At 50.5% G+C, this 17,819-nt stretch carries 14 protein-coding genes; 7 read left to right on the top strand and 7 right to left on the bottom strand.

Annotated elements, in window-relative coordinates; translation table 11 throughout:
• Positions 1 to 32 precede the first annotated feature (32 nt).
• Positions 33 to 1,064 (bottom strand): selenide, water dikinase SelD, encoded by a 1,032-nt coding sequence (gene selD, locus BLV66_RS07115; protein WP_086987170.1) that lies wholly within the window; start codon positions 1,062 to 1,064, stop codon positions 33 to 35.
• Positions 1,065 to 1,329: 265 nt separating this feature from the next.
• Between selD and recQ the strand changes: the two genes are divergently transcribed.
• From recQ to BLV66_RS07100, 3 genes are all read left to right on the top strand, one after another.
• Positions 1,330 to 3,519: a DNA helicase RecQ gene (recQ, locus tag BLV66_RS07110; protein WP_218131808.1), complete on the top strand. Its 2,190-nt coding sequence runs from the start codon at positions 1,330 to 1,332 to the stop codon at positions 3,517 to 3,519.
• Between the two features lie 186 nt (positions 3,520 to 3,705).
• Positions 3,706 to 5,364, top strand: coding sequence for a L,D-transpeptidase family protein (locus tag BLV66_RS07105; RefSeq protein ID WP_176974166.1), 1,659 nt, complete (start codon positions 3,706 to 3,708; stop codon positions 5,362 to 5,364).
• Between the two features lie 51 nt (positions 5,365 to 5,415).
• The gene (locus BLV66_RS07100) at positions 5,416 to 6,414 is read left to right on the top strand and encodes an asparaginase (RefSeq protein WP_245826734.1); all 999 of its coding nucleotides are present in this window, start codon (positions 5,416 to 5,418) and stop codon (positions 6,412 to 6,414) included.
• Between the two features lie 113 nt (positions 6,415 to 6,527).
• Here BLV66_RS07100 and BLV66_RS07095 read toward each other — a convergent pair whose 3' ends face one another.
• The 4 genes from BLV66_RS07095 to BLV66_RS07080 form a co-directional block, all read right to left on the bottom strand.
• Positions 6,528 to 7,091 (bottom strand): DUF6512 family protein, encoded by a 564-nt coding sequence (locus BLV66_RS07095; protein ID WP_086987173.1) that lies wholly within the window; start codon positions 7,089 to 7,091, stop codon positions 6,528 to 6,530.
• A gap of 188 nt (positions 7,092 to 7,279) precedes the next feature.
• Complete coding sequence (locus tag BLV66_RS07090) at positions 7,280 to 9,166, bottom strand: ABC transporter ATP-binding protein (RefSeq protein ID WP_086987174.1); 1,887 nt, start codon at positions 9,164 to 9,166, stop codon at positions 7,280 to 7,282.
• Positions 9,156 to 10,895, bottom strand: coding sequence for an ABC transporter ATP-binding protein (locus tag BLV66_RS07085; RefSeq protein ID WP_086987175.1), 1,740 nt, complete (start codon positions 10,893 to 10,895; stop codon positions 9,156 to 9,158). Before BLV66_RS07085 ends, BLV66_RS07090 begins: the two co-directional genes overlap by 11 nt.
• A 56-nt stretch (positions 10,896 to 10,951) precedes the next feature.
• Complete coding sequence (locus tag BLV66_RS07080) at positions 10,952 to 11,392, bottom strand: MarR family winged helix-turn-helix transcriptional regulator (protein ID WP_086987176.1); 441 nt, start codon at positions 11,390 to 11,392, stop codon at positions 10,952 to 10,954.
• A gap of 178 nt (positions 11,393 to 11,570) precedes the next feature.
• Here BLV66_RS07080 and trxA point away from each other — a divergent pair, with 178 nt between their 5' ends.
• Both trxA and budA read left to right on the top strand, forming a co-directional pair.
• Positions 11,571 to 11,885 (top strand): thioredoxin, encoded by a 315-nt coding sequence (gene trxA / locus BLV66_RS07075; RefSeq protein WP_086987177.1) that lies wholly within the window; start codon positions 11,571 to 11,573, stop codon positions 11,883 to 11,885.
• A 139-nt stretch (positions 11,886 to 12,024) separates the two neighbouring features.
• Positions 12,025 to 12,738 (top strand): acetolactate decarboxylase, encoded by a 714-nt coding sequence (gene budA / locus BLV66_RS07070; protein ID WP_086987178.1) that lies wholly within the window; start codon positions 12,025 to 12,027, stop codon positions 12,736 to 12,738.
• Between the two features lie 106 nt (positions 12,739 to 12,844).
• Here budA and pfkB read toward each other — a convergent pair whose 3' ends face one another.
• Positions 12,845 to 13,759, bottom strand: coding sequence for a 1-phosphofructokinase (gene pfkB, locus BLV66_RS07065; RefSeq protein WP_086987179.1), 915 nt, complete (start codon positions 13,757 to 13,759; stop codon positions 12,845 to 12,847).
• Between the two features lie 235 nt (positions 13,760 to 13,994).
• On the opposite strand from pfkB, the gene BLV66_RS07060 reads away from it, so the two are divergent.
• Positions 13,995 to 16,385 (top strand): AAA family ATPase, encoded by a 2,391-nt coding sequence (locus BLV66_RS07060; protein ID WP_086987180.1) that lies wholly within the window; start codon positions 13,995 to 13,997, stop codon positions 16,383 to 16,385.
• Between the two features lie 56 nt (positions 16,386 to 16,441).
• On the opposite strand, the gene BLV66_RS07055 is transcribed toward BLV66_RS07060, so the two are convergent.
• Positions 16,442 to 17,305, bottom strand: a complete 864-nt coding sequence (locus tag BLV66_RS07055; RefSeq protein ID WP_086987181.1) for a DegV family protein — start codon at positions 17,303 to 17,305, stop codon at positions 16,442 to 16,444.
• Between the two features lie 135 nt (positions 17,306 to 17,440).
• On the opposite strand from BLV66_RS07055, the gene BLV66_RS07050 reads away from it, so the two are divergent.
• Entirely contained in the window at positions 17,441 to 17,779 is a 339-nt protein-coding gene (locus BLV66_RS07050) for a hypothetical protein (RefSeq protein ID WP_086987182.1), read from the top strand.
• The last annotated feature ends 40 nt before the right edge of the window (positions 17,780 to 17,819 follow it).

Below are 17,819 nucleotides of genomic sequence, written 5' to 3'. Positions count from 1 at the left end.
CCTGGTTAAATCATATTTTTGTAATTCGTTGCTCAATGGACCACGATGATCTTCTTGGCGTCCTTTTCGGTCACTTCGCCGATGATGCCGCAGGGCAATCCCAATGCTTCGATTTCGGCAAGCAGAGCGGCCGCTTCTTCGACAGGGACGCTCACCAGCAGGCCGCCGGATGTCTGCGGATCGAAGAGGATTTCCTCCAAGGCATAGTCATCAATCTGGAAGTCCACATCGGCTTCCAAGTGGTTTCGGTTGCGCTGCCCGCCGGCTGTGATCAGGAATTCCTTTGCTCCCTGATAGGCTCCGCTCAGGCAAGGTACGCTATCGGCGTAGACAGTCGCAGAACAGCGATTGCTGACCATTTCCGACAGATGGCCCAACAGGCCGAAACCGGTGATATCCGTGCAGCTGTGGATGGTATACTTTTTCAGGACTTCCGCCGCATAACGGTTCAGCGTCGTCATCGAGACGACGGCCTGATTGAAGGCTTCTTGCGCCATTTCCCCGGCGCTGTAGGCCGTTGTGATGATGCCGGTCCCCAACGGTTTCGTCAGCAGCAGGACATCTCCCGGGACGCACGTGTCATTCCGGTAGATCCGGTCGGGATGGACTCTTCCCAATACCGAGAGACCATATTTGGGCTGGGGGTCATGGATCGAATGTCCGCCGACCAAAACGCCGCCTGCCTCCTGGACCTTCTTGAAGCCACCCGCCAAAATTTTTCCGAGTGTATCGGTGCTTTTTGTTTCGGGCCAGCAGACGATGTTCATAGCAGTCAACACTTCACCGCCCATCGCAAATACATCGCTCAAGGCGTTGGCTGCGGCGATTTCCCCGAAAAGAGAGGCATCCGCCACCATTGCGGGAAAGAAGTCCAACGTCTGGATCATGGCCGTTTCGGCGTCTATCCGGAACACAGCCGCATCATCGGACGAGTCGAAACCGACCAAAAAATTCGGATTCTCCTGTTTCGGAAATTGGCTTAGTAGGTCTCCCAGAACGCCGGGGCCGATCTTTGCGTTGCACCCCCCGCAGATAAATAGTTCATTTGATAATTCCTGTTCCATATTTTTCACTCCTGTGGGTCATGACGTGTTCACCCTACAATTATATACCACACGTCAAAACATAAGCGGATAATCTGCATATTTTATTAGTAGGGGATTTGCTCAGGTGCGCGCCGCACTATTTTTCTGTGAAAAAATAGGCCGCGGATGTGATATGATGAGGGGGTCATTTCTGACGGTTTGCCATGGCTTTCTTGAGTGAAGGTAAGGCCATTCAGGAATATTCGGTTAACGGGAAAAGATAAACAGTTAAGGATGGGTGCAAGTGGTAGATAAAGAATTACTGTACGGTACGCTAAAAAAATATTTCGGATATGACAGTTTCCGGGAAGGCCAAGAGGAATTGATCACGAATACCCTGCAAGGGAAGGACGTGCTCGGAATCATGCCGACGAGCGGAGGAAAGTCGCTCTGCTACCAACTGCCGGCGTTGCTGCTGGACGGCATGACGATCGTCGTTTCCCCGTTGGTGTCCTTAATGAAGGATCAGGTAGACAGTTTGCGGGAAATGGGAATTCCCGCGGCATACCTGAACAGCACGCTCTCCAGAGAAGAGTTCCTGCAATTGATGGATGATATGCGCTCCGGCCAGCTCAAACTGCTCTACATCGCGCCGGAACGGATAGACAACGAGTCATTCATGAATGCTCTGCGCTTTGTGAAGGTGCCGTTGCTGGTGGTCGATGAGGCCCACTGTATCTCGCAATGGGGCAGCGATTTCCGTCCTGCCTACCAAGGCGTGGCCCGGCTGTATGATCTGTTCGACAGACGTCCGATGGTTGCCGCCTTCACCGCCACAGCAACCGAACCGGTCCAGGACGATATCCTGGTCCAATTGCGCCTGCAGCATCCGTTCCGGTTGGTGACCGGTTTCGACCGCAGCAATTTGGCCTTCAGCGTGGAAAAGCCCGCCGACAAGTTCAAGTTCCTCGTGAAGGACCTCAACCCGAAGGAAGCGAGCATCATCTATTGTTCGACCAGAAAAAATGTGGAATCGGTCCAGAAGAAATTGGAACAAAAAGGCTTTGCCGTGACGCTTTACCATGCAGGGCTGCCGGAACACGAGCGCCAGCGGAACCAGGATGATTTCCTGTTCGACCGCAAACCGATCATGGTCGCTACGAATGCTTTCGGCATGGGGATCGACAAAAGCAATGTGCGGACCGTTTACCACTACAACATGCCCAAAAACATCGAAAGCTATTACCAAGAAGCCGGAAGGGCGGGGCGTGACGGAGAGGAAGCGCGTGTCATCCTGCTGTTTTCGACGCAGGATATCATCATCAACCAGTTGCTGAACAGCAAGACGAATGACAGCGAAGCGACCAATAAATTGAACAAGATGATCAATTACTGTTACACGAACCAATGCCTGCGCCGCTACATCCTGGAATATTTCGGCGAAACGACAGCCGAGCTGAATTGCCAGCATTGCTCCAACTGCCTGCGCCGCACGGAACAGATAGACATCACCGAAGAAGCCCAAAAAATCCTGTCCTGCGTCGTGCGGGTGCGCGGACGTTACGGCGTCCAGAAAATCATCGGCATCCTGACTGGGAGCAAACAGAAGGGCATCACCGATTTCGGGCTGGATAAGTTGAAGACCTACGGACTGATGAGCGCCTATAATGATGGTGAAATCCGCGAAATGATCGGGGTATTGATCGCTGATGAATACCTGCAGGTGACGGGCGATCAGTATCCGTTGATCCAGGTCACCCCAAAAGCGTTGGAAGTCCTGAAGGAAGGGAAAAAAGTTGGGATGTCCTATGCGGTCGAGACCGGCAGGGGCACCGCCAAACAGAGCGGAGGCGGCTTTTACGATACCGAGTTGTTCGACCGTCTGCGCAGTGTGCGTACGGAAATGGCGAACGAGCATGGGATCCCTTCCTATATCGTCTTTTCGGACAGCACGCTGCATGAGATGGCCCGCAACTTTCCGACTGATGATGACGGCTTCTTGCGTTTGTCAGGGGTAGGCGAAACGAAGTTGGAGCGCTATGGCGAAGTCTTCATGGGTGTCATTTCCGATTATTTGAAGGAATTCCCTGATGCCGAAGCGATCCTGAAACAAAAACTATCGGAGCATAAAGAGCTGGCAGGAAATCCGGAAACCGCGGAAAAACGCCCGAAACCGGCGCAGAAGAATTACGCCGGCACCACCTTTGAGGAGACCTATCGCCTGTATCAAGAAGGCAAAACGGTTGAAGAGATCATCGCCATCCGAGGATTGGCGCGGATGACCATCGAAAACCATTTCCGCCAGTTGGCCGAGCTGCCGGCCTATGAAATGCATTTGACGGATTTCGTCACAGCTGAACAGGCAGAAGCCATCGCCAGAGCGATTGAAGAAGCCGAGGATCAGCACCTGAAACCACTCAAGGAAAAGCTGGGGGACGACTACAGCTATTTTCAGATCGGGATGGTGCTGGCCTTCCGGAAAAGAGAACAGTAGAATGACTTAGAAAAAGTTTGGGGTCGCTTCATTTTGAGGCGACCCTGAACTTTTGGCAGTTATACGGGTCTTTTGACTGCTTGTGTTTTTTTTAACGGGGTATTGTTTGGTATAATGGAGGAAAGAGAGCGATTACGAATGGACCCCCATTTCCTGTCGCTTACGGTCCTGCCGGGAGGGATTACCATGAGAAGGAACATTTTGTTTATTCTGCTGGGGTTGTTCATTGTTGCCGGATTAGCCCCCGCCCGCATCGCGGCTCCAGCATATTCGTTGGAGAACGGTGCTATTGTCCAACAAAGTTTGCTGAATCTTTACGATCCAGCGTACATAAATCTGGATGTGACGCTTGCCGAAACCGGCAAGGATCATGTCATATTACAGACAAGAAGCGTTGCTGCCCTATCAAGGACACTGGTTAGCCAGCCTTCAATGCCAACGGCCGGCAATGCTGAATTAGTTTATACGACTTACTTACAGGACAGCGGCTGGCAGTCCGAAACCCAAGAAGGCGCAATCAGTGGTGGGGCGGCTTTGCCGCTCGAAGCCATCCAGGTTCGCTTGACCCATTTGGCCGAAGCAGGCAGCGTTTCTTATCGAACTTATCGTCAGGACAGCGGTTGGTCAGGTTATGCCAAAAACGGCGGGACATCGGGAACGACAGGGGCCGGCGAAGCAATCGAGGCTGTGCAACTCAAGCTTACGGGTGCTTTGGCGGCTCAATACAATCTTTATTACCGGGTCCAAACGAGCCGATTCGGTTGGTTGGATTGGGCCGGAAACGGCGAGACAGCCGGAACGGACGGTTTCCGCTATCCGATCGAAGGGGTCGAAATCGTTTTGATGAACAAGGAACAGACGTTTTTAGGCAAACGTGAGCAGGGCTTCATCAAACGCACCGAACCGGTCCTGTCTTACAGCAGCTATCTGACAGATTCGGGCTGGCAGGAGCCGGTCCTCAATCCGGCGCAAAGCGGCTCCCCGGATTCCTCGCAATCGTTGGAAGGCTTGCAGGCGAAATTGGACTCGCAACCCTATCCGGGCTCGGTTTCCTATCGCGCCGCCACAAGTGAAAACGGTTGGTTTGAATGGACACAAGACGGATTGGAAGCCGGACTGCCAGGAACAGGGCAACGCATCGAGCGGATCGAAATGCAGTTGACGGATGAACTGGCTGCGCACTATGATATTTATTATCAGGTCCATGTGCCCGGCGTGGGCTGGTTGGATTGGGCCAAGAATGGCGAAACAGCAGGAACACAAGGCTACGACTATGAAGTCAGCGCCGTCCAGATGCAATTGGTTCAAAAAGACGGACAAGCACCAGGAAACACGGCTGTTGCCTTCATGAAATACGTACCGAAACCGCCGCCCGTTCCGGTTGTCCCGCCTGTCCCAACCTATCCGACGGGACCCGATTGGACGGTCCAGGATGGCACCTTCCGGACGAATGCCGGCACCAACTATCATGTCGGCTCCAGTTATATTATCATCAGCATCGCCTACCAGCGTGTCTGGGCCTACATCGGCAACCAACAGATCGTCAATGCTCCGGTCATAACCGGACGACCTTCGATGCCGACGCCGAGAGGACTGTTCGCGATCCAACCATACAAGGAATCGCCGAGTGTCTTGGTCGGAGAAGATTACGAGTCACCTGTCCAATATTGGATTCCGTTTTTGGGGAATGCTTACGGCTTGCATGACGCCTCTTGGCAAACCCAAGGCTTCGGTGGCGACCTTTATCTTTATTTTGGATCGCACGGCTGCGTCAATACCCCTTACTATGCGGTCCAAACGCTTTACAATACGTATTCTGTCGGTACGCCGGTCGTGGTTTATTGACCACCAGACGCAGAAAACCATGAAAAAAATAATGATCAAGCAGGTGAATGTGTGACTAAGAAAAAAATATTAATGATCGGAACGGGCGGTACGATCGCCTCCAAAATAACTCCGAATGGGCTCGATCCCCAACTGACATCCGAAGAGATATTGGCCTTTATTCCCGGTATCTCAGAAATATGCGAAGTCGATACCCTGCAGATCTGCAATATCGACAGCACCAACATCGCGCCTGATATCTGGGTGCTGATGACGGATACCATCCGGGAAAAGTATGAACAATACGACGGGTTTGTCGTCACCCATGGAACCGACACGATGGCCTATACGGCTGCCGCGTTGTCCTATATGATCCAGGATTCCCCCAAACCGATCATCATTACCGGTGCCCAAAAACCGATCAATATGGAAATTACCGATTCGAAGACGAATCTCTTCGACAGTTTCCTGTACGCATCATCCGATTCCGCCAGCGGTGTCCAGATCGTCTTCAACGGGAAGGTCATCCTCGGAACACGGGCAAGAAAGACGCATTCCAAGAGCTTCCAAGCTTTTTCCAGCATCAATTACCCTTATTTGGCGATTATCCAGGATGGACGTGTGATTTCTTACATCACAAAAGAAAAAGCGCAAGCACCGCATTTCTATGACAGTCTCGATGCGAAGGTCGCGTTGTTCAAGCTGACGCCGGGAGTGGATTCGGACATTCTTTCTTACATGCTTGAGCGGAACGATGCAATCATTATCGAAAGCTATGGAGTGGGGGGCATCCCTTCGGCACCGGAGTACGGGTATTTCGAGGTCATCAATCACTGGATCGGCCAAGGGAAGACGGTTGTCATGACGACACAGGTTCCTAATGAAGGCAGTGACATGGAAATCTACAAAGTCGGACACGAACTGAAATCCCGGGTCAATATTTTGGAAGCCTACGATATGATAACGGAAGCGGTCTTATGCAAACTGATGTGGATCCTGGGCCAGACAAAGGATCCGGCCCGGATTAAGGAACTGTTCTATTCGACGATCAGCAACGATATCCTGTATTAAAAGAGCGTAAAAGCCATCCTCTGCGAGGGCTTTTACGCTCTTTACTGTTTTTAATAGTTATTTTTTGGGGGATGAACGCAGCCAACCCGTAACCGTATCGCTTTCTGAGCAATCTAAAACCCGTAGCTTCCGGTCGGTGTATCCAGAAAGAGCGGCAAGGCGGGTGGCAGGAAACTGAATAAAGCAAAGGCAATCGCGAAAAGAAGCCAGAGCACAGCTGCCATTCCAAGCCACAGGCGGCCAGGCTCGACAAAGCGATAGGCGCGGGAAGCCAGCAGTTGGCCGCTGATGATACCGATAAAGAACAGCATCCCGTCAGTGAAAAGGGATTCGATGTCGAAAGCGCCTTTGAGTGTGTAGAATCCGGTGACGATGAGGAGTGGGCAGAACAGCATGGACACGATCCCCGCCCACAACCAGCGGGATGTCGAAAGCCGGTGCGTTTTACCGAAAAAGAGGAAAATGAGGAAAAACCACAGGAAGGTGGACCAGTAACTCATTTTCAGGTGTTCCCAGACACTCTCATTCACGGGGACGAAAGGTGCTGCCCAGCTTGCTTCTCCGAACCATGCGAATGCGAAATGGGAGAGGCCGCCGAACAACAGAACGAATGGGATGCCGGCAACAAAGGAACGGGTGACGAATGCATTGGATGGGACAACTCTCTTTTCAGTCATCGCAAGGACCTCTTTCTTTCGGACTGGCAATCGGCAGAAGCTTGGTGGATGAAGCATCCTTCGTGAACATTTTACCACGCGTCGACCCTGGCAGCATTAAAATAAAAATCGACTGCATACAAAAATACCCCGCAGAATGGACGCTCCGGTCGGAAGCGCCATTCTGCGGGGTGTTTTGATTTCAAAGCTTATTCCAGCTCGAATGCTCCGGTATAAAGCTGATAATATTTTCCTTGTTCGCCTATCAATTTCTCATGATCGCCGCGTTCGATGATCTGGCCTTGCTCCATCAGCATGATCACATCCGCATTCTGGATCGTGGACAAGCGGTGGGCGATGACGAAAACGGTGCGTCCTTGCATCAACGCATCCATGCCGCGCTGGACGATCGATTCCGTCCGCGTATCGATGCTGGAAGTCGCTTCATCCAGTATCATGACGGGAGGATCGGCAACAGCCGCACGGGCAATCGAAAGCAATTGTTTCTGCCCTTGGGAAAGCCCTTCGCCGTCGCCGGCAATGACCGTCTGATAGCCTTGCGGCAGACGAGAGATGAAGTCATCGGCATTCGCCAAGCGCGCAGCGGCATAGATTTCTTCATCGGAAGCCTGCAGATTGCCGTAACGGATGTTTTCCAGAATCGTTCCGGTAAAGAGGTTGGTGTCCTGCAATACGATACCAAGGGAACGGCGCAGGTCATTTTTCTTGATGTCTGCGATGTCGATGCCGTCATAAACGATTTTTCCATCCTGGATATCGTAGAAACGATTGATCAGGTTCGTGATTGTCGTCTTGCCGGCACCTGTCGATCCCACAAAAGCGACTTTTTCACCGGGATGGGCATAGAGGCTGATGTCATGCAGAATCTGTTTGTCGGGATTGTAGGAGAAGTCGACGTCAAAGAATCGGACATCACCGGTCAGCTGCGTATAACGGACCGACCCGTCGGACTGAGGCACTTTCCATGCCCAAAGTCCGGTATGGTTTTCGGCCTCCTTCAATTCATCACCGACCATGGTTGCATTCACCAAAGTTACGGTGCCTTCATCCAATTCAGGCTTTTCATCCATCAGTTCGAAGATCCGCTCAGCGCCTGCCAAAGCCATCACGATCGATGAAACTTGTTGGGAAATCTGGTTGACCGGCATCGTGAAGGAACGGCTCAACTGCAGGAAGGAAGCGATCGCCCCCAAGGTCAGGCCGCCGATGCCTGAGACAGCCATGGCTCCTCCGAACATGGCGATCAGAGCATATTGCAGGTATCCCAGATTCCCCAGAATCGGCATCAGGATATTCGCGTAGATGTTTGCGTTCGTCGCGCTTTCGCGCAATTCGTCGTTGAGTTTGTCGAAACGCTCTTTGGATTCTGTTTCGCGTCCGAAAACTTTAACTTCTTTCTGACCATGCATCATTTCCTCGATATAGCCGTTTACTTTACCGAGCGTCTGCTGCTGATTGACGAAGTTGACAGAGCTTTTTCCGCCGATTGTCTTCGTGACGGTGATCGACAAGGCTATCATAAGGACGACGATGAGCGTCAATGGCAGGCTGACTGCGAGCATCGCAGCGAATACACTGATGATCGTAACCAAGGAAGAAAAGGCCATCGGGATACTTTGCGACAACATCTGGCGCAAAGTATCGATGTCATTGGTATAGCGGCTCATGACATCGCCATGCGCATGCGTATCGAAATATTTGATCGGCAAGGTCTGCATATGCGCGAACAGCTCATCGCGGATCTTTTTCTGGATCCCTTGGGAAATGGAAACCATCAGGATGTTGTAGACATACGTCGCCACGACACCAATCATGTAAATACCGGCCATCATCGCGATCGCCCGGTACATGCTGGTGAAGACCGGATTGGTTACGCCCAGTAAAGGCGTGATATACTCATCGATCAGCGTCTTCAGGAAAAGCGAGCCTGCGACATTGGCAAGGGCACTGACGAGGATACAGATCAATACAAGGCTAAAGGTGAATTTGTGGCCTTTGGAAATATAGGACAGGAGGCGTTTTGTCGTTTTGCCGGCATCTTTGGCTCCGCGCCGTTTTGGTTGATTAGGCTTCATCAGCAATTTTTCCCCCTTTCGTTTGTGAATAGTACACTTCTTGGTAAATGGTGTTTGTTGCCAGCAATTCATCGTGCGTTCCGATGCCATTGACGCTGCCGCTCTCCATCACGATGATTTTGTCGGCATCCTGAACGGAAGAGACGCGCTGGGCGATGATGAATTTGGTTGTGTTCGGGATTTCTTCCTTGAAAGCGGTCCGGATCAAGGAATCTGTCCGCGTATCCACGGCACTGGTCGAATCATCGAGAATCAGGATTTTCGGTTGCTTGACCAAAGCACGCGCGATGCAGAGCCGTTGTCTTTGGCCACCGGAGACGTTTGTGCCGCCTTCTTCAATATAAGTGTCGTAGCCATCGGGAAGGCGTTGGATGAATTCATCGGCCTGAGCCTGTCGGGCGGCACGCATCAGCTCTTCATCGGTAGCGGCAGGATTGCCCCAGCGCAGATTGTCTTTGATCGTTCCCGAGAACAGGATGTTTTTTTGGAGCACCATTGCAACTTCGCCGCGCAATGTCTGCATATCATAATCGCGTACATCGATGCCGCCGACTTTCACCGTACCACCAGTGGCATCATACAGACGCGGGATGAGGTGGACCAGAGAAGTTTTGGCACTGCCGGTACCGCCGATGATGCCGACCGTCTCCCCTGGTTTGACGGAAAAACTGACATTTTTCAGGGCGAGTTTCTTCGGATCGTTGGTGTAACTGAAGTCCACCTGCTCGAAGGAGACCGAACCGTCAGGAATGAACGTGATCGGATTGCTGTTGTTCTTCAGGTCGCTGTCCTCGCTCAGCACTTCCACAATCCGTTCCGCTGAAGCGCGGGAGATGGTGACCATGACGAATACCATCGAAATCATCATCAGACTCATCAGAATTTGGGAAGCGTATGTGATCAGGCTCATCAGTTGACCTGTCGTCATCGAACCGGAGACGATCATGCGTGCACCCAATAGAGACAACGTCAAAATGCTTGCGTACATCGTGAACTGCATCAAAGGGCTGTTGAAGGCCAAGATTTTTTCGGCTTTAGTGAAATCAGTGTAGATTTTTTTGGAGACGGATTTGAATTTCTCGGTTTCGTGCTCTTCACGCACAAAGGACTTGACGACCCGGATTCCATAAAGATTTTCCTGGACGACACGGTTCAGCTTGTCATAGGTGCGGAACACTTTCTGGAAAATCGGGAAGGCTTGTGACATGATCAGGTAGAGACCGAAGCCCAGGAACGGGATCGCGCCAAGGAAGACCATCCCGAGTTCACTGTTGATGCTCAGAGCCATCAGCAATGAGAATACGAGCATAAGCGGCGCCCGGACCATGATTCGGATGATCATCTGGTAAGAGTTCTGGACATTCGTGATGTCCGTCGTCAGACGGGTGATCAGACTGGATGTCGAAAACTGATCGATATTCGAAAATGAGAAATCCTGGATGTTGTAGTACATGTCCTTGCGGATATTTTTAGCGAATCCGGCCGAAGCTTTTGCCGCATGCAAACCGGACAGGACTCCGAACCCTAATGAAAAGAGCGTGGAGACGATTAGAATCAAACCGATTCGGATGATGAAGGGCATATCTCCTTCTCCGATCCCTTTATCGATGATCATAGACATTAGATAAGGGATAAGCACTTCCAAGACGACTTCCAAAGTGACATATATAGGGGCAAGGATCGAATCCTTTTTATACTCGCGTATGCTGCCCATGAGTTTTTTTATCATAGCGTTAATCCTTTCCGTAAATAATTAGTGGGGGACTTTTGAAATGGTTGAGGCAATCAGCTTTCTGCGTTTTTCGAGATTTTTTCGAGAATGCTCAAAAAAGTGGTGATTTCTTCTTCAGTTAAACCTTTGGACAATTGGCTCTCCACGGTATCAATCACTTGTTCCGAATTTTTTTTTGCTTGCAAAGCTTTATCCGTCAGCATCATTTTCCGCAGTCTGGCGTCGTAAGGAACGGTTTCCCTCAGCAATAAGCCATCCCTTTCCATTGTATTCAGGATGCCAGTGACGGTCGATTTGCGGATGTCGAATTTCTGCTCGAGATCTTTCTGAAAGACATCCCGCGTTGCGGATTCTTTGGCGATGTAGGAAACGATCGCAAATTGCATGCCGGTCAAACCATAACCATCATTTTCGGTCAAGTGCCTATTCATGAGACGTTTTATTTGTTGCCAAAGCGATCTGATCCGGAATCCCAGCAAGTCTGTGTTGCTCATTATTTTTCACCACCCATATAGTTCGTGCCCTAACTATATTATGCCTGTTAAGAGGGATTGTCAATCATCTTGCTTTCGATACATTTATATTTACTAATAATACCGGGTGGGGTATAATACGTTTTGTTGATAAGAAATTAAAGCAAAAATATACAGTTTAAGGAAGGATAGATAAAGAATGAGCACACAAGTAACAGACACAACATGGCAGAGTGAAGTACAAGATGGTTTGACGTTGATGGATTTTTGGGCGCCTTGGTGCGGACCTTGCCGCATGCTCGGACCCGTTTTGGAAGAAATCGAAGAAGAGATGGACAACAAAGTGAAAATCGTCAAATTGAACATCGACGATAACCAAGCGACGGCTTCACAATTCGGCATCATGAGCATTCCGACAATGGTCCTGTTCAAAGACGGAAAACCGGTTGAAAAACTGACAGGCTACCATCCGAAAGATGTTTTGGTTGACTATCTGGAAACAAAATTAGCGTAATATAGTATGAATGGAGGGCTGTCCCGGTTTTGGGGCGGCCCTCATTGTTTGGCGCCTTCCCGCTGTGATATAATGGGCTATCATGAGATAAGTCAAAATAACAAATGATTACGTAAGGGCACAGAAGGGGCGGGAGCAGATGGGCGAAAGTACGTTGTATCAGCATCAGACGATGGGGGACCTGATGGCGGGGGTATTCGATGGAACCCTGACATTTGAAGAACTATTGAAGCATGGGGATATCGGAATCGGGACTTTCCATGATTTTGAAGGGGAACTGATCCTGCTTGACGGCATCGCCTATCAAACGAAAGCGGACGGATCGATTTCGAAAGTCGATCCATCCCAAACAACACCGCATGCTGCGGTGACTTTTTTTCAACCGGACCGTGAATACGACATCGATCGGCCGATGACGCTGAGGAAAGTCCGATCGGATATCGTCAAGCGCGTCCGCAGCCGGAATGTTTTCTCAGTCGTCAAAATAACCGGACATTTCGAATATATGCATACAAGGGCGGTGCCGAAGCAGCAAAAACCGTATCCGCGCTTGATCGAAGCGACGCGTGTACAGCCGGAATTCGAGTCCTACAATATGCAAGGGACGGCAATCGGCATTTATACGCCGGAATTGTTTGATGGGGTAGCCAAAGGGGGCTTCCATTGCCATTTCATCAGCGATGACCGCAAATTCGGTGGACACATCCTCGATTACATCGTTGACGAAGCGAAATGCGAAATCCAAACCATTGAAAGCATCACGCAACATTTCGCCGTCCAATCGGATGATTTCATGGACAAAGAAATCGGATACCACAACCTGGCGGAAGAAATGGCCGAAGCAGAAGGCTAAGGAAGAAAAGCGGTCCAAGCCCGCTCTAGCCATCATTTTAAATAAATAAAAAGCGTAGGACAGCCCCGGTTTCCAGAGGCTATTCTACGCTTTTAAACTTTGTATTCTATTCAATTATTTCCAGAACAACGCGGCCCAATTGCGCCTCGATTTCTTCAGTAGTTGCGATATCTGGTGAGAAGGCTGTCGCGGTTCCTGCTGCTACGGCTACCCGGAAAGCTTCCGAAGCGTCGCCCGTCCGGATAAAAGTCCCTACAAAACCGGCTACCATGGAATCTCCGGCTCCGACCGGATTGGCAACTTTTCCGGATAATGGCGGTGCATAGATGACTTCATTCGGTGTGAAGAGTAGTGCACCATCGCCGCCGAGGGAAACAATGGCATGCTGGGCCCCCAATTCAACCAATTGCTTGCCGTAAGGGACAACCTCCTGCCAAGTGGTGAAAGTCCGGCCAAAAAATTCGCCGACTTCCTTCTGGTTGGGTTTCACGACCAAGGGATGATACTGTAGGCTGTTGCGCAATTCATCCTTCGTGATGTCGCAGGCAAACGGCACGCCCTCCTCATGGAGCGAACGAATCAGCTGTTCGTAAAAATCCTTCGGCATAGAAGGGAGCTTGCTGCCCGACATCACTACAAAATCCTGTGTTGAGATGTCCTCGAAACCTTTCATGAAACGAGCGACTTCCTCATCGGTTGCGCTGGGACCGTAGTCGCTGATTTCGGTATCCTGGTCCGACTTCAGGACGAGATTGATGCGGGTGCGCTCCTTAATCACGGTGAATTGGTTGAGAATATTCAGTTCCTCCATATAGTCGCGCACAAAGTCACCGGTGAAGCCGCCGCGGAAGCCCAGTGCGATCGAAGGGATTCCAAGTGCTTTCAGTACGCGCGAAACCATGATGCCTTTCCCGCCCGGAGTGATCAGTTCATCCTGCATGTGATGGGAATGGCCCAAAGCTAATTGGGGGACAGTGACGATATAATCGATGGTCGGGTTCAGTGTGATCGTATAAATCATAAATAACTCCTCCAGTCTGGATGACACGCAGTTCTTTTTGCTTTCAAACAAAGTATAACCTTGTTGGCAAACAAACTCAAAAAATAGCCTTTTTTTGCTGAAGCCTCAGTAGGATCGGGAAAAGCCACGAGCATAAACGCATGAAAAAGGTCGGAATTGTGCTAAAATAAAGGGCATCATGAAAAGGGCCACATTAGATAAATAGAGTATACGAACGGGAAGGAAGAAGCTTCGGATGACAGACGAGAACTTAATTGAAAACATAGACGAGAGGCTGAAAGGGATCGAGAACAATATCAGGAAAAACATGTCCTTGAGCAGCGTTCCGGTCTTGATGGAAGCCATCCGGACGCATCCGGATCATCCGCATGTGAATTACCTGCTGGGGCTCAGCCACTACAAGAACCGCAATCTCGAAAAAGCTATGCTTTATGCGTTGCGGGCAGTAGAATTGGATAGCACTGGCGATGCCTATTTGACGCTGCTGGCGAAGCTGTATGCGGAAGACGGCGATGACAAGGCAGCGGAGAGCTACGCGCAAGCTGCCTTCGCCCGCAACCCAGCCAATTGGGAAGCGGCGCTCGTCCTGGCGAAGATGACCTTCGAAAAAAACGACCTACCCCGGGCGCTGGAACTCGTCGATCAAGTGCTGAAGCACAGTCCGAAATCCTTTGCGGCTTTGCGCTTGAAATCGAAGATCTACCTGCAACAGGAAGAGGAACTGGAAACGATTTTGGCATCCATCGAGGAGTCCGAGAAATACGGCTATGACGATGCCATTGAGTACGATCGTGTTTATGCCTACTATATCCATGGCCGTTTCGACGAATGCCGTCGCATCCACAAGGAACTGGAACGGACACGGCCGCTTTCGCACAGCACTGAAAAAGTCGGCAAACTGATTGCGACCATGCAATCGAGCAGGTTGGCAAGACGGGGGCCACAAACGGATTACTTTCATATGGATGCGACCCATTCCAACCGGAAAGTCAAAGTCTCTTTGGAAGAGTCCTTGGCCGAATTGAATGAGCTGATCGGTCTGACGGAAGTGAAGGAGACCATCAACCGGATCGTGAAACTGGTCGAATACGACAAGAAACGGGCCTACATGCTGTCGATCGAAAAAAATGAACAGCCTTCCTATCATTTCGCCTTTTCCGGCAATCCGGGCACAGGCAAGACGACAGTCGCCAGAATTCTGGGGGACATCTTCTATTCTCTAGGCATCCTCGAATCGGGCCAATTGGTGGAAGTGGATCGCTCAGATCTGGTCGGCGGCTACGTCGGCCAGACTGCCCAGAAGACGAAAGCCGTGATCGAATCGGCCATGGGCGGCGTGCTGTTCATCGATGAAGCCTATTCCTTGGCGTCCTCGGACAGCGATTCGCTCGATTACGGTTCCGAAGCCATCGATACTTTAATCAAATCAATGGAAGATCACCGCAATGATTTCATCGTGATCCTAGCGGGGTATGACACCGGCATGAAGCAGTTGCTGAAATCGAATCCTGGTCTATCGAGCCGGATTAACATGCAGATCGATTTCGAAGATTTTTCCGATCAGGAACTGTTGGAAATCGCCAAGGCGCAAGCCAAGGATAATCATTATACGTTGACTGAGGAAGCGGAGCAGGCATTCAGGGTCAAAATCAATCAGGAAAAAGTGGTTCCGCTGTTCGCCAATGCCCGGGCCGTCCGAAACATTATGGAAGAAGCGATGCGCGAACGGGCCTTCCGCCTGAGCGAAAAATCCGTGACGAAGGATGATCTGGTCATTCTCGAGCCGCTCGACTTCGGTATCGACCCCAACCAACTGTTCGGAGATAATATCGAAGACTTGATGGCTCAGCTGCGCAACCTGGTCGGGTTGAAGGATGTCAAAAAACAAGTCAGCTCGATCATGAATTACGTGCGCGCCGAGAAACGCCGCGAAAAGATGGGACAGCCGATGAACGATTTGTCCTTGCACATGGTCTTCACGGGGAACCCCGGCACAGGCAAGACAACCATTGCGCGATTGATCAGCCAAATACTGAAATCCATCGGTGTGCTGAAGCGCGGACACATGATTGAAGTCACTAGGGAAGATCTGGTCGGGCAGTACGTTGGCCAGACCGGACCGAAGACACTAGAGAAAATCAAGGAAGCCTATGGCGGTGTCTTATTCATCGATGAAGCCTATTCCCTTTATTCTGCCTCCGAAAACGACTTCGGTTATGAAGCCATCAGTACGCTGATCAAGGAGATGGAGGACAACCGCGACAAACTGGTCGTCATCATGGCCGGCTATCCGAGCGAGATGGAGCAGATGCTCAGCATGAACTCCGGCATCCGCAGCCGGATTGCCTACACGGTCGATTTCCCGGATTACGACAGCGAAGAACTGACGGAAATCTTCCACATGGCCGCTACCCAGCAAGGTTTTGTGCTGACGGAGGAAGCCCAGGGGAAAGTCAAGAACCTGTTTGTGCAGTCCTATACGACGCGCGACAGCCATTTCGGAAATGCCCGCACGGCCAGGAGCCTCTTTGAGAAGGCAAAGTTGCATCAAAGCAACCGCTTGGCCGAAGATGAGGCCGCGGATCTGTTCACGATCCTCCCGGAGGATATCGAAGAGAATAGTTAGACAAACAAAAAAACTTCTGCACTCGGAATTCCGTAATGCAGAAGTTTTTTTGTTTATTAGTCGTTTTCTTTTTTTTCGATCCCAGCAATCCCAAAAGCGCCAGGGCCGCCATGGGAAGTGATGACGCCGCCGGTCTGGACCCAAGCGACATCAAGGAAACCTTTTTCTTTCGCGTAATTTTCCATTTGGGTCATGATTTCTTCTTCCAAACCGAGTGAATGGATGAGGTACAGTTTTTTGTCGTCGATAGCGTAAGCCTTTAGGTAATCATCAAAAAAATCGACAACGACGCGGCTCATCTTGCCGCGGTATTTTTTTGTGGAAACCAATTTGCCGTCAATCAATTCAATTGTCGGTTTTATTTTCAGGAGCGATGCCCCCAAATAGGCTGCGTTGGAGACGCGGCCGCCTGCCCGTAGGAACTCGAGACCGGATGGCATGAAGGAAAAGTGTGTGCGCGGCACTGCTGCTTCGATTGCGGCAATCAGTTTTTCCACTGCGATATCCGGCTCCTTTTCAAGCAAATCGGCAGCATAAAGCACGATCGCGGCCAAGCCGCCGGATACGTTCAGGGCATCAATGAGGTGGATGTTCTCGAAATCTTCCGCCGCCAAAACGGAACTCTGGAATGAGGAAGAGGCCTTGGAGGTGTAACCGATGTGCACGATGATGCTGTCGGGCTGCTCAGAGCGGATCTTTTCGAAAAAAGCGGTATATTCATTCGGATTGGTTGCGGTCGTGGAAGGCGTTTTTTTGGTTCGCTCGTAATAATCATACAGATCCGTGACCGGAAAAGAACCATCAAGATGATCGATATCATCCATGATGACGTGCATCGATACAATCTGGATATTGTGTTTCTTTGCCAAATCAGTGGGGATATCCGCGCCGCTTTCAGTCGTAAGGATTACTCTGCTCATACTATTCCTCCGTCTCCAATGGTCAAATATATTATTGCCAATGGACTTAATTTGTTGGTTCCAATATACCACACTTTCAAAGCTCGACCTACAAGTGTTATCATTGAATCAGAAACAGGAAAGGAAAAATGATGTATGGCCAAAAGTGGAAAAAAAAGGAAATCGGATAGCGTCACGATGCTTGCGGTTGCGGGGTATGTGCTGTTTTTGGTAGTTGGATTTCCCGCGGCTGAGAGAGCAGGCGGCTTTTATCCGGCGCTGATGATTTTGGCGGGAATCGCCACGCTATTCGCGATCGTCTACTACCATTCACGCGTGAATGCTTACGTCTGCCCAAAATGCAGGCGTAAATTCAAAATCAGCTTCCTGACGGATCTGCTGTCTTTGAACGGAGGCAAGCAAGGCAAACGAGTGACTTGCCCACATTGCGGATTCAAAGGTTGGATGCAGGAGACCGCTCCTGATGAAAAATAATTAAAAAAGCAACCTCATTTTACCGAGGTTGCTTAGTGAA

Source organism: Trichococcus collinsii (assembly GCF_900107505.1).
Classification (GTDB): Bacteria; Bacillota; Bacilli; order Lactobacillales; family Aerococcaceae; genus Trichococcus; species Trichococcus collinsii.
This window is presented reverse-complemented; position numbering and strand designations above follow the sequence as displayed.

Bases quoted from the DNA above. Each gene is read 5' to 3' on its own strand.
- selD (WP_086987170.1), bottom strand. From the start codon at position 1,064: ATGGAACAGGAATTATCAAATGAACTATTTATCTGCGGGGGGTGCAAC.
- BLV66_RS07105 (WP_176974166.1), top strand. From the start codon at position 3,706: ATGAGAAGGAACATTTTGTTTATTCTGCTGGGGTTGTTCATTGTTGCC.
- BLV66_RS07095 (WP_086987173.1), bottom strand. From the start codon at position 7,091: ATGACTGAAAAGAGAGTTGTCCCATCCAATGCATTCGTCACCCGTTCC.
- BLV66_RS07090 (WP_086987174.1), bottom strand. From the start codon at position 9,166: ATGAAGCCTAATCAACCAAAACGGCGCGGAGCCAAAGATGCCGGCAAA.
- BLV66_RS07085 (WP_086987175.1), bottom strand. From the start codon at position 10,895: ATGATAAAAAAACTCATGGGCAGCATACGCGAGTATAAAAAGGATTCG.
- BLV66_RS07080 (WP_086987176.1), bottom strand. From the start codon at position 11,392: ATGAGCAACACAGACTTGCTGGGATTCCGGATCAGATCGCTTTGGCAA.
- trxA (WP_086987177.1), top strand. From the start codon at position 11,571: ATGAGCACACAAGTAACAGACACAACATGGCAGAGTGAAGTACAAGAT.
- budA (WP_086987178.1), top strand. From the start codon at position 12,025: ATGGGCGAAAGTACGTTGTATCAGCATCAGACGATGGGGGACCTGATG.
- pfkB (WP_086987179.1), bottom strand. From the start codon at position 13,759: ATGATTTATACGATCACACTGAACCCGACCATCGATTATATCGTCACT.
- BLV66_RS07060 (WP_086987180.1), top strand. From the start codon at position 13,995: ATGACAGACGAGAACTTAATTGAAAACATAGACGAGAGGCTGAAAGGG.
- BLV66_RS07055 (WP_086987181.1), bottom strand. From the start codon at position 17,305: ATGAGCAGAGTAATCCTTACGACTGAAAGCGGCGCGGATATCCCCACT.
- BLV66_RS07050 (WP_086987182.1), top strand. From the start codon at position 17,441: ATGGCCAAAAGTGGAAAAAAAAGGAAATCGGATAGCGTCACGATGCTT.